Raw genomic sequence first — 12885 nt, 5'->3', positions numbered from 1 at the left:
GGCTTCGTGCGGATGCCCTGACGGCGGTAGCGCCTCAAAGCGGTCGTGCCGCTCACCACCCAAGGATGCGGACCGGCCCCTAATTCCACCTGGTCGACGATGGGGTGCCGTTGGGGTATTCAGCCGCCTTCAACACGGTAGAGCCACGCATTTCCGCCAGTTCCGTGAACCATGACGGAGGACGTCTCCGCCATGGTCAGCAACGGCGCTCATCAATGACCTCTCGGCGTCCTTGTACCTACGCACCATGCGTTCCCACGCCGGTCGGCCCTTCGATCACCTGCCGGACTTTGATCACGAGGTCGGTACGCTTGTAGGGCTTCTGGATGAGCTCGAACTCCGCGCCGCGTGCGTCGATGCGCTCGATCGATGACTCGGCATAGCCGGTGGTCAGCAAGACACGGATACGAGGACGGCGGCGCTTCACTTCCCGTGCCAGCATCACGCCGTTCATGCCGCCGGGCATGATGAGATCGCTGAACAGGAGGTCGATCGACTTATCGCCGTCCAATAGTTCCAGCGCTGCGTCGGCATTCTCGGCTCGCATCACGGTATAGCCAAAGTCTGTCAGGACCATCTCGGCATAGTCGCCCACGTCCACTTGGTCCTCGACGACCAGGATGGTCTCGGTGCCGCGCTTGTCATCAAGCGTACGCGACGGCTGGCGAGCAGGCGCGTCGGCCTTGGCATCCTCGCACGGGAACAGCATCCGGACGGTCGTGCCAAAACCCTCTTCGGAGTACAGTCGGAGCAGGCCACCCGACTGCTTCATGAAACCGTAGACCATCGACAGGCCAAGGCCTGTGCCCTTGCCCTGCTCCTTGGTGGTGAAGAATGGCTCTGTTACCCGGCTGAGGATCTCCGGCGACATGCCGGTTCCTTCATCCGTGATGGTGAGCATCACGTAGTTGCCGGGGTTCAACTCGCCAAAACCCTTGTCGCCGGCTTCTATCGTGCGGGATGCCGTCTCGATGGTGATCTTGCCACCCCGCGGCATCGCATCGCGCGCGTTTATGAGGATGTTGATGATGGCGAGCTCGGCCTGTGTCGGATCGATCCTGGCGTTGCACGTCCTGCCGGGATGGCGAATGTCGATAGTGACCGAACCCCCGGCTGTCCGTTCGATCAGCGGCCGAAGCTGGTCGAGCAACTCGACCAAGTTGACCACACGCCCTTGCAGTTTCTGCTTGCGGGAGAAAGCGAGGAGTTGCTGCGTGAGGGTCGCGCCGCGCTCGGCCGCCTGCATTACCGCATCGATCGACCGCGTCGCGCGCTTTTTGTCGAAGGCGCCGTCTCCGGCGAGCTGATTGCGGAGGATGTCGCCGAAACCCTGGATAACGGTCAGGAGATTGTTGAAGTCGTGCGCGACGCCACCGGTCAGCTGGCCCACCGCTTCCATCTTCTGTGCCTGCCGCAGGGCGTCCTCGGCGTCGCGCCGGCGGGTCACATCAAGCTGTGATGCAAAGAAGTAGATCAACTTTCCATCGGCGTCGAAGACGGGCGAGATGAAGAGCGCGTTCCAAAATGCGGCGCCGTTCTTCTTGTAATTGAGCACCTCGACCGAAGTTTCCTGCCGCTGCTCGATCGCCCGACGAACCTCTGCTATCGTTTCTCGGTCGGTCTCTGGCCCTTGGAGGAGCCGGCAGTTATGTCCGATGAGCTCGTCCCAGCCATAGCCGGTCATGTTGAGGAAAGCCGGATTGGCGAACACAATGGGATTGTCGTGCCTGTTCGGGTCCGTCACGATCATCGGCATCCGCGTGGTCTTCACCGCGGCGAAGAAGATCGTGTTCTGATCATCGCCCATGTCGTGGTTCGCCAACCCGGCGAGATGCGGCGGCGGCCCACCGGGCGGTGTTTCGGAGGTTTCGTCAGTCAATCGGGATTCCTAGCGCGAGAGAACGGCACGCTCCTGCGCCGGCCGTAAGCCCGATCAATGTCGATGCGCGGTGATTTGTTCCTGCCGCGACCGGAGTGGGTTCCATGCGCACTAGGCCCAAGGCGATCAATCACGGCCTAGGACAGCAAAACCGATAAAGAGCGCCTGGATGTGATGACACCGGACCTCGCCGACGAGCGCTTTCACCTCCTCTACGAAAGCATCAGGATTGCTGGGCTGTGGAATGCGGCTCGCCATTCAGAAGTTGGCGAAGTCGCGATCACGGATATCGCCCTGCTTCACAATGTCGATATCATGATGTCTGCCGTCAGACGCTATGCGAGCCATACAGTGACTTGTGGAAGCCTTCGGCCCTTCAATTGCCTGGAGGAACCGCGATCCATCGAACAGGATCAGACCCGTGAGCCCATCGCGCTCATTGTTGCTCCGCGCCTGTCCGATCAGCGAATTGTAGTCCGCTTCGCCGAAGGAGCCGGCAGCGCGGCTGGTATAGGCGATTTGCAGCATTATTCCACCTCGGGAGCGCGCCGGACATTATCGAGCGCCTAGGCTGGCCCACACAGCCAAGCGTTGCTAGGGCAACATATGTTACGAACGCTCAAGATATTTCGCTTCGCCAGCTAACAAGCGTTGTCGAAGCGCTTCTACCGCGCTCTCGTAGATCAGTTGCGTGAGTGCAGCCTGCAGGTTGCGATCAATCCTGGAGGGTGGATGGCCGCGTTGGCATTGATTGTTGAAGACCAGCCGCTTCATGCCCGGCTGTTTGTCGAATTGCTCAAAGGCGAAGGGATCCTGTCGGCCACTGCCCTGAGAGGGCGAGAGGGCCTTGCCATGGCTGCTGCCACGGAACCGGATTTGATCATCGTTGACGTCCTGCTACCCGATATCGACGGACGGGACGTGATCGCACACCTGCGCCGTCATCCTCAAACGGCGGAAACGCCAATCCTGGCCATTACAGCGTCAACCGAGCGTGGCGTCGAAGATGCCTGCTTGGCAGCAGGGGCGAGCAAATTTCTTTGTAAGCCAGTTAAGGTCAAGGACTTCTCTCTGGCTGTTGCGGCATTAATTGGAAGAATTTGACAGTTCACCGCCGTGCTAAATGCTGAGTTGGGTTGGTAGTGGCTGATGCCGGCGAGACCGCGTTCGCGAATGTCTTGATTTGAAGGAGTGCATGACAATGACTGAGAGCCCTGACCTCAATGCGGTCGAACTGGCGACCGAGCTGACCATTGCGTGGCTGGGCAACCCTAACACTCGGATTTCCGCCGAGGAGGTTCCGGCGTTTCTCGGCAAGGTGCACGACACCGTGTCGGCACTGCTTGGCAGCGGCGGATCGACGGAGCAGCCGACCGAAGAGCCGGCCGAGTACGTCCCGGCCGTCACCGCCCGCAAGTCGCTGGCGTCCAAGGATCACATCATCTCGATGATCGACGGCAAGCCGTACAAGACGCTGCGCCGCCATCTGGCGACCAACGGCCTGACGCCGGCCGAATACCGCGACCGCTATGGCCTGAAGCCGGATTATCCGATGGTCGCCAAAAATTATTCGGAAAGCCGCCGTGCCATGGCGAAGAAGATCGGCCTGGGCCGCAAGCCGGGCCCCAGCAGCGGTGACGAAGCGACAGAGGGTTCTGCGCCGGCCGCGCGCCGTCGCAAGGCACCCGGAACGAAGGCTTGACCCGGTTAGGCTGGCAGGGGCAGGGGCTGCCCCTGCCAGCCGGCGTCATCACTGCATGTGAAGGGGTATCGGCGGGGTATCGTCGGAAGATCAGCTGGTTAGACCCCACCGAATTCTGTCGTGTTCGGCGAACAAGGCGGACAGGGTATCCGCCATGGTTCGCCGCAAAGCTGTGGCGAATCACGTTTTGTTCTCGCTAGGTCGCCCGGATGGTCGGCGATCCCAAGCACCTCTCAGACCTGACGAAGATCGAGGCGGACGTGCGGATCGTCTGCCGGGACTGCCGTTACGAGGACGACTGGACTGTGGAGGCGCTGACGCGGCACCTGCGCCTGATCGGCGGGAACACGACCTGGTCCGAGATTACCCGCTACATGACCTGTAGCCGCTTCGGTTGCGGTTCGCGCCGGCTGAAGGCTTTGGTGGTGCCCTACGCGCGTCGGCAGCCGAACCTGAAGCGACGCATCGGCAAATATGACGAACAGCTGATCGGAGCTGCTGTGGGCGTTCTGCAGGATATCGTCGCGCGATCACCGGGCCGCGAGGTGGCGACGCTTGATCTGCGCTTCGCGCTCCTCGTCGTGCATCGGTACATCCGCGATCCGGAGCCGATCCGTGAGCTGTGGGAGAGGGCAGGGAACGCGCAGCGCCCCGCCGCAAGTGGTCTGCAGGAACCTATGGCGGTAATCCGCTATCGTTTGGAGCAGGGCGGCTGGCTGGCGCCGCAGGTGCTGCCGCAAGATGCGCGGAGATGGGTCTGGGACTCGCCACCGCCGAAGGGATGGCTTCCGCGCGCCGGCACGATCCGCCAGGACAATTAGCGGGTTCCGGTCGTCGATGGGGAGCGGAGGACCTCTCGCTTTCCTACATCCGCTTCTTCACGCTATGTTCCGGATGGCCGGATGGGGCATGTAGACCGGGGGTCGATGGTCGCGCCATTTCGGCCACCACCGGAACCGCGACGGCGGGATCTGGTGTTGGCGTGCATCATAGAGCGAATCGCACGAGATGGGGTGAGCCCCACGCTCGAGGAGATCGCTGGCGCCCTCGATGTCAGCAAGGGCAGGGTCCACCAGCTGATCGGCCAGCTGGTGGCGGAGGGACGGCTGGAACGCAGGCCAGGCGCGCAGCGGCGCCTCGTCGTCCGCGATGTGGCGGCATCGCGCGAGGTGCTGAGCGAGGTCCTCAATCGGCTAGGCTGGAACTTCAACGATCATCCGCCGCCTGCGCCCACCCCCTATCCGCACGTCCAGCTGCCGCGCCTGCCCACGCTCCGCTACCTGCCTGACCCGGATAGCCCCGGGGAAGCAGCATGACCGTCAACACCAGCGCTGAGCGTGAACGCCAGCGTTTCGAGCACCTGGTCCTCGGCCGCCCACGTCCGCGCCAGGCGCCGACCAAGTCTGCGAAGAAGCGTAAGATTCGTAAGCCGATCGTCCTTGCCCCCGGTGTCGAGGAGCGGCGAAACCGCCCACGGCTCGACAGGTCGGTAGGTAAGTGACCCGTCGGTACAGCAGAAGATACGAGATCTAGACGCGCCGTCTCGCAGGAGAGACAATAGCGTCCTCGTTGATCGATCCCTGCGCAGGCCGTTTGGAAGATCGGGCTACAGGCAAAGGCTGCTATTCGGCGCGTGTCGGCCAGCCCGCAAGCGCCTGCTGCGCGACCGCCGTCAGCGTCTGCTGCGAAAAGCCTGCCTTGGCTTGGATGGCCATGCCGTGGGCGACGGCAAGGACGAAGGCCGACAAAGCGGCGCAATCGGCGTCTGAAGGAAGGTCGGCTTCTTCTTTTGCGCGTTCCAGTCGGGTGCGAAGCGCATCCTCGCCCGATGCCCGCCAATCGATCAGTGCCTGACGCACGCTCGCGGACTCGTCCGTTCCCGCCAGCCCGCCATTGAGGCCGAGACAGCCCGTACGGTCAGGGAACCGGGTTGCGAGATCGATGGCGCCCGTGAAGATGCTTTGCGCGACCTGGCGCGCAGTCGGCTGCTTCAGTGCTTCCCAGACATATGCGCCGTAATGGCTGCCGTAGCGGTCGAGCGCCTTCAGAAACAGCGCCTCCTTGTTTCCGAAGGCAGCATACAGCGCGGGGCGCTCCGCACCCGTCGCCGCTACCAGATCGGCGTAGGATGTACCCTCGTATCCCTTGCGCCAGAACATGCCGAGCGCGGCTTCCAAAGCCTCCTCTCGATCGATCCTGCGCGGGCGCGGCATTCCTTGCTCCTGCTTGCGTAATGATCGTTACTAAACCGCTTGACGGCTTACGTCCAGTGAGCATAACGAATGTTACGTAACGATCATTACAGGGAATGCCCGATGCAGCAACCAAGGAACCGTCAGTTCACGCTCGCCGCGCGCCCGAATGGTCCAGCGAGGCTCAACGACTTCTCTCTCGTAGAAAGCGAAGTGCCTGCGCTGGGGGACGGCCAGGTTCTGGTCCGGAACACCCTGTTCTCGATCGATCCTTACCAACGCAACCTGATGGGCAACGGCTCGTCCGAGTGGCCGACGATCGCCATCGGGGAGCCCATGGGTGGCCCCACCATCGCCGTTGTAGAGGGAAGTAAAAACCCCAAGTTCGGGGTCGGTGACCATGTTCAGACATGGACGGGGTGGCAGGATTTCGCCGTCTCGGACGGGTCCGATCTGCGAAAGCTCGACCCGAATGCCGCGCCGCTATCAACGGCCCTCGGCCCACTTGGACTGACGGGCTTTACCGCCTGGTACGGCCTCACCCGCGTTCACGATTTCAAGCCGGGTGGCACGCTCGTCGTCACCGGAGCGGCAGGATCGGTCGGCTCGATGGTGGTGCAGCTTGCCAAGCGTCGCGGCCTGCGCGTCGTCGGCATCGCTGGCGGCCCTGAGAAGACCGCATGGCTGACGAAGACGCTCGGGGCCGATGAGGCGGTCGACTACAAGGCCGACGAGTTCGAGGCGCAACTTGAGCGCGCACTGCCCGATGGCATGGACGCGTTGTTCGAGAACGTCGGAGGGCCGATCTTTCCGGTACTGATGGAGCATTTCAACCAGCATGCGAAGATGACGATTTGCGGCACCATCTCGGACTACAGCGAGGCTGAGCCACCTCAGGGTACCAACTATCTGCCGCGCCTGATCTCGCTGATCCACTACCGCTTCATCAGCATCAAGGCGTTCGCCACACCGTATGTGATGGACACGTTCCCCGATTTCCTCGCCGAGGTCACGCCGTTGGTGGCGAATGGGGAAGTCATCTACGGCGAAGAATATGTGGATGGCTTCAGTGAGCTTCCGGCCACGTTACTCAAACTCTTCGGGGGCAAGCGTAGCGGCAAGAAGCTGATCGTCCGGAACGACTGACAGTGTTTCCAAGCGTCACCGCGCGTGATCGCGCGGCGATCGCTTTGGCGCTGCGGAGGAGCGTGCGAATTCTACAATCAGCGACCAAGGGGAGAACTGCGCAGCCGATGGTCGAGTGTATCCAGGCCAAGGGCGGCACGCGATTGTCATCCTGCCGATCAACGACGTGTTGGAGACGAGGATGGAGGCACTCACTCGCTCTCAGTTAAACCGAGAACATCATCTGCCGGGTTAGGGTTATCATGCTCCACATATTCGATGAGGCTTTGATCAGAATGCCTCACGAGCATGTTACGACCGCTCGGCACTTTCTGGATCGCGCGAACGATGGTGGCGCCGATTGTCGGCAGATACGCGGCATATCCTGACAAGTCGCTCACCAGAAACGTCATGGCCGTGGCGCGGAAAGGCTCAAGGGACGCGGCGCTTCCGCCGATAAGAAGCACCTGACCCACTTGTGCAACCCGCAAGCCCTTTTCCCTGTAGTCAAAGCGCGTTCGGACCGGCTGGCGGAACAGAGTCTCATACAAGGCAACTGCGTCGTCAAAGTCCTCGACCATGACAAGCCGGCGGGTCAGCACTCCACGAATGTGCATCCTGGGTTTCCTTTTTGCTCATACTTGTCGTGAGGACAGGGTGCCACTCGAGTATCAATCGCCGCGGCAGGGCTGCGCTAAGATGCGAAACTCAGCCCCTTATCAATTCCGGCCTGGTTGCCGTCCCTTTCCTATCGGTCCCGGCCGTCTTAGCACTTCGTTCAGGACAAGACGGCGTATCACGTCGATAATGCCCGCAAACATTGATCTAGCTCGAGCTGGTGGCCTCCATCTCGCGAAGTGCGGCCAACAGAGTGTCGAGCGCTTCGCGCGCAGCGGCGCACTGGGTTGACGAGACAGCGCGGCCCAAGGCTTCAGCCCATGGCCGCTGGATATCCATGGCGCGTGCGAAGAGGTCGCGGCCACGCTCGGTGAGTTCGATCAGTTGCGCCCGGCGATGATGGGGATTGGCGCTGAACCCGACCACGCCGTCTTTCTCCAGCTCGTTAGCGATGCGCTGCACCGCTTGGCGCGTGACCCCCATGTTCCGGGCCAACTGGGAGACGGTGAGTGGGCCATCTTGCTCCGAGATACCGCCCAGCAACTGCCATCGTGCGCTGGTCAGGTCCAGCTCTCCCACCAGCCGATCACCTGCCGCGAGTAACGCGCCATTCGCGCGAAAGATGCGCAGGATCAGCTCGGTCATAGCTTCAGGGGAGGTGTCGGGCATGTCGATAATGACAGCATGTTGACAAAAGAATGTCCAGACGGCGTATGACAGCATATTGTCAAAGGAGCGCTATTATGCAGATGCAACCCCTCGATCCCGCTTTTCCCATCCAGCAGCAGTTGACGCTGACCGTCGATGGTCCGGTGGTGCTGGTGAACCTGTTCAGGCTTGATCCGGCGGACGAAGCAGCCTTTCTCGATGCGTGGGCGGTGGATGCCGCCTACATGAAGGGCCGTTCGGGCTTCATCTCGACGCAACTGCATCGCGCGGTGGGCAACAGCCCGGCTTATCTGAACCAAGCGGTGTGGGAGACGCTTGAAGCGTTCCGCGCCGCGTTCGGCAATCCAGAGTTCCAGGCCAAGCTGGCCGACTATCCCGCGAGCGCGGTGATCGCGCCTCATCTGTTCCAGCGTGTCTCAGTGCCGGGCATCTGCGTCGCTTGAATCAACCGACGATACTGCGCGAAATCGTCGTGGGCGCCCGCACGAAAGCCTTCGGGGTTCGTGCCGGCGCTTTGCGGCAGCCACTGGCGATCCCGTGGACGCGGCTCCCATTCGGCATCCCCGTCATCTGAGGGCCGCTATCCACGTTGCCCCGGACATTCTCAACATTTGGACCGGGCTCAAGCGCAATCCTCACCCGCGCGCCTGATCATAATCGACAGCAGCGGCGGCCAAGTCTTGCTCATGAGCCAGTGCCCACGAACAGAGCGCCTCGAAGGGCTCGCGGAGCGAATGGCCCAGCGAAGTGATCGTGTATTCGACACCGATCGGGCTGGTGGGAAGCACGGTGCGGATAACCAGTCCGTGGCGTTCCAGCCGCTTCAACGCGTCGGCGAGCGACTTGTGCGTGATGCCGTCGAGCCGGCGCTTGATGTCGTTGAAGCGTGCGGGCCGAGGGCACAGAACGGTCAGGATCATGATCGTCCACTTGTCCGCGATCTTGTCCAGCACGGGTCGGATGCGCGGCACATCCACCATCGCCTTGCACGACAGCGCCTCCAGGTCGGTATCGCTGGCCATATCTACTCTACTCCAGGTGCGTTCTTGATAGCAGATATGCTTCCTATATCTGGACAGCCGTCACGAATGAAGGACGGGCAATGGGACGAATGGCAGGCAAAGTCGCAGTCGTGGTCGGCGGCGCGAAGGGGATCGGCTTCGCAACGGCGCGCGCGCTCGCGGAGGATGGATCTTACGTGATCCTGACCGGACGCAGACAGCACGAAGTCGCAGGGGCGGCCGAAAGCATTGGCTCGTCTGCGCACGGCATGGTGGCCGACGCGGCCTCTCAAGCCGATCTGGAGCGGGTCGTGGATGAAGCCCGTGATCTGCACGGCCGCATCGACGCCTTGGTGCTGAACGCCGGATTGTCTGAACCTGCGACGATCGCGGAGGCATCGGCGGAGCATTTCGACCGGCACTTTGCGGTCAACGTCCGCAGTGCGCTGTTCGGCGTTCAGGCGGCGCTGCCCGTGCTGAGCGATGGCGCATCGGTCGTGCTGATCGGCTCGATCGCCGACGTCATGGGCGTGACGCCCTTCAGCACCTACGCCGCGACCAAGGCTGCGCTGCGCTCCTATGCACGCAGCTGCGCGTGACCCTGGCGTTCTCCGCTGGCTTCTCCATGACGGACGGGTCGCCCCGCCTGTAGATCGACGCCATCGATGCTGCCTTGTCCGCGTCCAGGTCGGCGACCGCCGAGGCGAAATGGGTGTTGTAGTAGCGGTAATAGTCCCACTGCCCGTCGTCGATGTCGTGGGTGATCAGCAGCACCGCCGGGGCGTGGCGGCGCCACAGCCCGAGCACGAGATCATGCATCTGCAGCCGGGTCAGCGCATCGAGCGCGGCGAACGGCTCGTCGAGCAGCAGCAGGCTGGGCGCGCGGACCAGCGCCCGGGCGAGGGCGGCGCGCTGCGCCTCGCCGCCCGACAGGGTCAGCGGCCAGGCGTCGCCGCGGTGATCGAGCATCACCTCCGCCAGCGCCGCGTCGGCGCGGGCGCGCGCGTCGCGGCCGCCGAGCCCGAGCGCGACATTCTGCCACACCCGCTTCCACGGCAGCAGCCGCGCGTCCTGGAACACCACCGCGCGCGACGCCGGCACGATGGCGTCGCCGGCCGTGGCGGTATCCAGCCCCGCCAGGGTGCGCAACAGCGTGGTCTTGCCCGAACCGCTGCGGCCGAGGAGGGCGACGAACTCGCCATCGCCGATCTCGAGGTCGAGGCCGTCGATCACGGTGTTGGTGCCGAAGCGGCGGGTGAGGCCGCGCAGGCTGACGGCGGGCTGCGGGCGGGTGGGGAAGGGGATTGGATCGGTCATGATCACGCCGCCAGCACCGTCGGCCGCCAGGCGAGCGAGCGGCGCTCGACCAGCCGGACCGCCGCGTCCGCGCCCAGGCCGAGCGCGGCATAGACCATCAGGCAGACGACGATGATGTCGGTGCGCATGAAGTCGCGGGCGTTGTTGATCAGGTAACCAAGCCCCGACGAGGCGTTGATCTGTTCGGCGACGACCAGGATCAGCACCGAGATCGACAGCGCATAGCGCAGCCCCACCAGCAACGCCGGCAGCGCGCCGGGCAGCACGACGTGGCGGACGATCGCCGCGTGCGACAGGCCAAAGGCGCGCGCGGCTTCGATTAGCCGACTATCGACGCCGCGGATGCCGTTGTAGAGATTGAGGTAGACGGGAAAGGTGGTTGCCACGGCGATCAGCACGATCTTGGGCGTCTCACCAATCCCGAACCAAACGATGAACAAGGGGGTGAGCGCCAGCGTCGGCAGCGTGCGCAGCATTTGCACCGGTGAATCGATCGCGATCTCGCCGCGCCTGGACAGGCCGGCGAGGATGGCGAGCGCGCCGCCGACGAGCACGCCGACGGCAAGGCCGAGCCCGGCACGGCCGAGCGACACCAGCACGTTGTGGCCGAGCTCGCCCGAGGCGATCATGCCGGCCATGGTCGCCAGCACGGCCGACGGTGCGGCGAGCGTGCGCGGCGGGATCAGCCCGATCCGCGATCCTGCCTCCCACAGGGCCAGCAACACCAGCGGCGAGAACCAGCGGGCGCCGGCACGGGCAGCCGGGCGTCGTCGCGATCGCGGCGAGCGCCGCTGTTCGGGGTTGGCATCGATGCTGGCCATGTCGCTCCCTCCACCGGCGGGGGCCGGGGATGACGACAAGGGACAGCTTATCTCCTACTGGATCAATATAGATTTGCTTACCTGGCTGATTGGTGCCGCTTATAAGCCGCGTCATGGCGCTGAACCTTCCGATCGACGTGTTGCGCAGCTTCGTGGCCGTGGTGGATGGTGGCTCGATGCTGCGCGCCTCCGAGCGGGTATTTCTCAGCCAGCCGGCGGTCAGCCTGCAGATCAAGCGGCTGGAGGAACTGCTGCAGCTGCCGCTGTTCGTCCGCGAAGGCCGACGGCTGGTTTTGACGCCGCAGGGCGAGGGGGTGCTGGCGCATGCACGCGAGATGCTGGCGCTCAACGATCGCATCGTGGCGGCGTTGAGCGGCGACATGTTCGCCGGCCCGGTGCGGATCGGCTTCGTCCAGGATTTCGCCGAGACGCTGCTGCAGGGCCTGCTTGCGCAATTCGCCGCCTTGCATCCCGAAGCTCGACTGGAGATCCGCGTGGGCGGAACGCCGCACCTTCACGAGCTGCTCGACAGCGACCGTCTGGACCTGATCCTGGGTATGGGAGCACCAGGCGATCCGGCAGCGATCCGCACGGAAGCCATGCGCTGGTTTGGCCAGTCGGGCCTCTCCGAGCGCGATCCAGTTCTGCTTGCGGTACTCGAGCGTCCCTGCCGTTTCAGGGATGCAGCGATTTCCGCCTTGGAGCAGGCCGGCAGGACGTATCAGTTGGTTGTAGAGACGGCGAGCCTGTCGGTCTTGCGGGCTGCAGTACTGGGCGGCGTCGGCGTTACCTGCCGCACCGATCTGTTTGCAGGTTTGCCCAGCTTTCCGGATGAGGCTCTTCCGAGCTTACCGCAGGTGACGTGCATTTTACGGCGGCGCGACCGCTTGAGCCCGCCAGTTCGCCAGCTCCATGACCTTATCTATCAGCGGGTCGTCGATGCGCAGTGACTCGCTCGTTGCGCTAGGCGGCACCTGGTCGATCAGCGGTTTGGGTGCCGCTGACAGCTAGGATCGCACTTGGCTGTACAGGGCAATGTGTTGCAGACCGTCCGCCGAGTTGGTGCACCTTAGCCACCGGAGCCATGCATGCGCAGTCGTCGTCCGGCTTGATTAACGAATGGCAGTTTGTGGGTGGACCAAAAGCGACGCTGAGCTACCGCTTCTGGGGCGACTTGGCAGCGGCCAGAAGGCTGGTCGTCGGGCAAGCGAATGGTGTCAGCATCGTGGAGAGCTTGCCTAGGCCTGTCCGTGTTGGCAGCTTCTTCTCATGGCCAATGGTGATGCGGCACGCTGGCCGGCCCTGTTACGACGGCTGCTGCGCGCGAAGGACAGGATCGATGCGGGCTCGCACGAGCCATGGCCCGTGCGGAGGCTGGCCGACGTCAGCGGCGTGTCGCAGGCGCATTTCGCCCGCTCGTTCAAGGCTGCGTTCGGCCTGCCGCCGCACCGCTACCTGCTGACCCGCCGGATCGAGCGCGCGAAGGCGCTGCTGCGCGACACGGACCTGCCCGTGATCGACATCGCCTTCCAGACCGGCTGGCAGAGCCTCGGCACCTTCG

The 12885-nt window shown here is 63.4% G+C and carries 18 protein-coding genes; 10 read left to right on the top strand and 8 right to left on the bottom strand.

Annotated elements, in window-relative coordinates; genetic code table 11:
• Window positions 1–238 precede the first annotated feature (238 nt).
• The gene (locus BMX37_RS13515; protein ID WP_093666299.1) at window positions 239–1879 is read right to left on the bottom strand and encodes a histidine kinase famiy protein; all 1641 of its coding nucleotides are present in this window, start codon (window positions 1877–1879) and stop codon (window positions 239–241) included.
• 258 nt (window positions 1880–2137) lie between these two features.
• Entirely contained in the window at window positions 2138–2407 is a 270-nt protein-coding gene (locus tag BMX37_RS13510; protein WP_093666298.1) for a BLUF domain-containing protein, read from the bottom strand.
• A gap of 204 nt (window positions 2408–2611) precedes the next feature.
• Between BMX37_RS13510 and BMX37_RS13505 the strand changes: the two genes are divergently transcribed.
• The 5 genes from BMX37_RS13505 (at window position 2612) to BMX37_RS18545 (ending at window position 5082) form a co-directional block, all read left to right on the top strand.
• On the top strand, window positions 2612–2983 hold the full coding sequence (locus BMX37_RS13505; protein ID WP_093666297.1) for a response regulator: 372 nt from the start codon (window positions 2612–2614) through the stop codon (window positions 2981–2983).
• A gap of 91 nt (window positions 2984–3074) precedes the next feature.
• The gene (locus BMX37_RS13500; protein ID WP_425288463.1) at window positions 3075–3581 is read left to right on the top strand and encodes a Ros/MucR family transcriptional regulator; all 507 of its coding nucleotides are present in this window, start codon (window positions 3075–3077) and stop codon (window positions 3579–3581) included.
• Between the two features lie 209 nt (window positions 3582–3790).
• Window positions 3791–4402 (top strand): hypothetical protein, encoded by a 612-nt coding sequence (locus tag BMX37_RS13495; protein WP_093666295.1) that lies wholly within the window; start codon window positions 3791–3793, stop codon window positions 4400–4402.
• A gap of 192 nt (window positions 4403–4594) precedes the next feature.
• Window positions 4595–4897, top strand: a complete 303-nt coding sequence (locus tag BMX37_RS13490) for a LexA family transcriptional regulator (RefSeq protein WP_093666294.1) — start codon at window positions 4595–4597, stop codon at window positions 4895–4897.
• On the top strand, window positions 4894–5082 hold the full coding sequence (locus BMX37_RS18545; RefSeq protein WP_139198092.1) for a hypothetical protein: 189 nt from the start codon (window positions 4894–4896) through the stop codon (window positions 5080–5082). Before BMX37_RS13490 ends, BMX37_RS18545 begins: the two co-directional genes overlap by 4 nt.
• A 121-nt stretch (window positions 5083–5203) precedes the next feature.
• Here the strand turns inward: BMX37_RS18545 and BMX37_RS13485 are convergent, their stop codons facing one another.
• Window positions 5204–5758, bottom strand: a complete 555-nt coding sequence (locus BMX37_RS13485) for a TetR/AcrR family transcriptional regulator (RefSeq protein ID WP_244501584.1) — start codon at window positions 5756–5758, stop codon at window positions 5204–5206.
• A gap of 138 nt (window positions 5759–5896) precedes the next feature.
• Here BMX37_RS13485 and BMX37_RS13480 point away from each other — a divergent pair, with 138 nt between their 5' ends.
• Entirely contained in the window at window positions 5897–6919 is a 1023-nt protein-coding gene (locus tag BMX37_RS13480) for an NADP-dependent oxidoreductase (RefSeq protein ID WP_093666292.1), read from the top strand.
• A 191-nt stretch (window positions 6920–7110) separates the two neighbouring features.
• Here BMX37_RS13480 and BMX37_RS13475 read toward each other — a convergent pair whose 3' ends face one another.
• Both BMX37_RS13475 and BMX37_RS13470 read right to left on the bottom strand, forming a co-directional pair.
• Window positions 7111–7515, bottom strand: coding sequence for a VOC family protein (locus BMX37_RS13475; RefSeq protein ID WP_093666291.1), 405 nt, complete (start codon window positions 7513–7515; stop codon window positions 7111–7113).
• Between the two features lie 208 nt (window positions 7516–7723).
• Window positions 7724–8161 (bottom strand): MarR family winged helix-turn-helix transcriptional regulator, encoded by a 438-nt coding sequence (locus BMX37_RS13470; protein ID WP_212611448.1) that lies wholly within the window; start codon window positions 8159–8161, stop codon window positions 7724–7726.
• 98 nt (window positions 8162–8259) lie between these two features.
• Here BMX37_RS13470 and BMX37_RS13465 point away from each other — a divergent pair, with 98 nt between their 5' ends.
• A complete protein-coding gene (locus BMX37_RS13465; RefSeq protein ID WP_212611447.1) occupies window positions 8260–8628 on the top strand; it encodes an antibiotic biosynthesis monooxygenase family protein in 369 nt (122 codons plus the stop codon).
• A gap of 192 nt (window positions 8629–8820) precedes the next feature.
• Here the strand turns inward: BMX37_RS13465 and BMX37_RS13460 are convergent, their stop codons facing one another.
• Window positions 8821–9207 carry a winged helix-turn-helix transcriptional regulator gene (locus BMX37_RS13460; RefSeq protein ID WP_093666289.1) on the bottom strand — a complete coding sequence of 129 codons (387 nt, stop codon included), beginning with the start codon at window positions 9205–9207 and terminating at the stop codon, window positions 8821–8823.
• 89 nt (window positions 9208–9296) lie between these two features.
• Here BMX37_RS13460 and BMX37_RS13455 point away from each other — a divergent pair, with 89 nt between their 5' ends.
• Window positions 9297–9785 (top strand): SDR family NAD(P)-dependent oxidoreductase, encoded by a 489-nt coding sequence (locus BMX37_RS13455; protein ID WP_212611446.1) that lies wholly within the window; start codon window positions 9297–9299, stop codon window positions 9783–9785.
• Here the strand turns inward: BMX37_RS13455 and BMX37_RS13450 are convergent.
• Together BMX37_RS13450 and BMX37_RS13445 are read right to left on the bottom strand one after the other, a co-directional pair.
• Complete coding sequence (locus BMX37_RS13450) at window positions 9727–10503, bottom strand: ABC transporter ATP-binding protein (RefSeq protein ID WP_093666287.1); 777 nt, start codon at window positions 10501–10503, stop codon at window positions 9727–9729. The two genes, BMX37_RS13455 and BMX37_RS13450, sit on opposite strands and share 59 nt — an antisense overlap.
• 2 nt (window positions 10504–10505) lie before the next feature.
• Window positions 10506–11324, bottom strand: a complete 819-nt coding sequence (locus tag BMX37_RS13445; RefSeq protein ID WP_093666286.1) for an ABC transporter permease — start codon at window positions 11322–11324, stop codon at window positions 10506–10508.
• Window positions 11325–11437: 113 nt separating this feature from the next.
• Here BMX37_RS13445 and BMX37_RS13440 point away from each other — a divergent pair, with 113 nt between their 5' ends.
• Together BMX37_RS13440 and BMX37_RS13435 are read left to right on the top strand one after the other, a co-directional pair.
• Complete coding sequence (locus BMX37_RS13440; RefSeq protein WP_093666285.1) at window positions 11438–12274, top strand: LysR substrate-binding domain-containing protein; 837 nt, start codon at window positions 11438–11440, stop codon at window positions 12272–12274.
• Between the two features lie 319 nt (window positions 12275–12593).
• Window positions 12594–12885, top strand: a 292-nt coding sequence (locus tag BMX37_RS13435) for a helix-turn-helix transcriptional regulator (protein WP_139198091.1), incomplete at its 3' end; no start/stop codon positions are given.

It is taken from the genome of Sphingomonas gellani (assembly GCF_900110035.1).
Classification (GTDB): domain Bacteria; phylum Pseudomonadota; class Alphaproteobacteria; order Sphingomonadales; family Sphingomonadaceae; genus Sphingomonas; species Sphingomonas gellani.
This window is presented reverse-complemented; position numbering and strand designations above follow the sequence as displayed.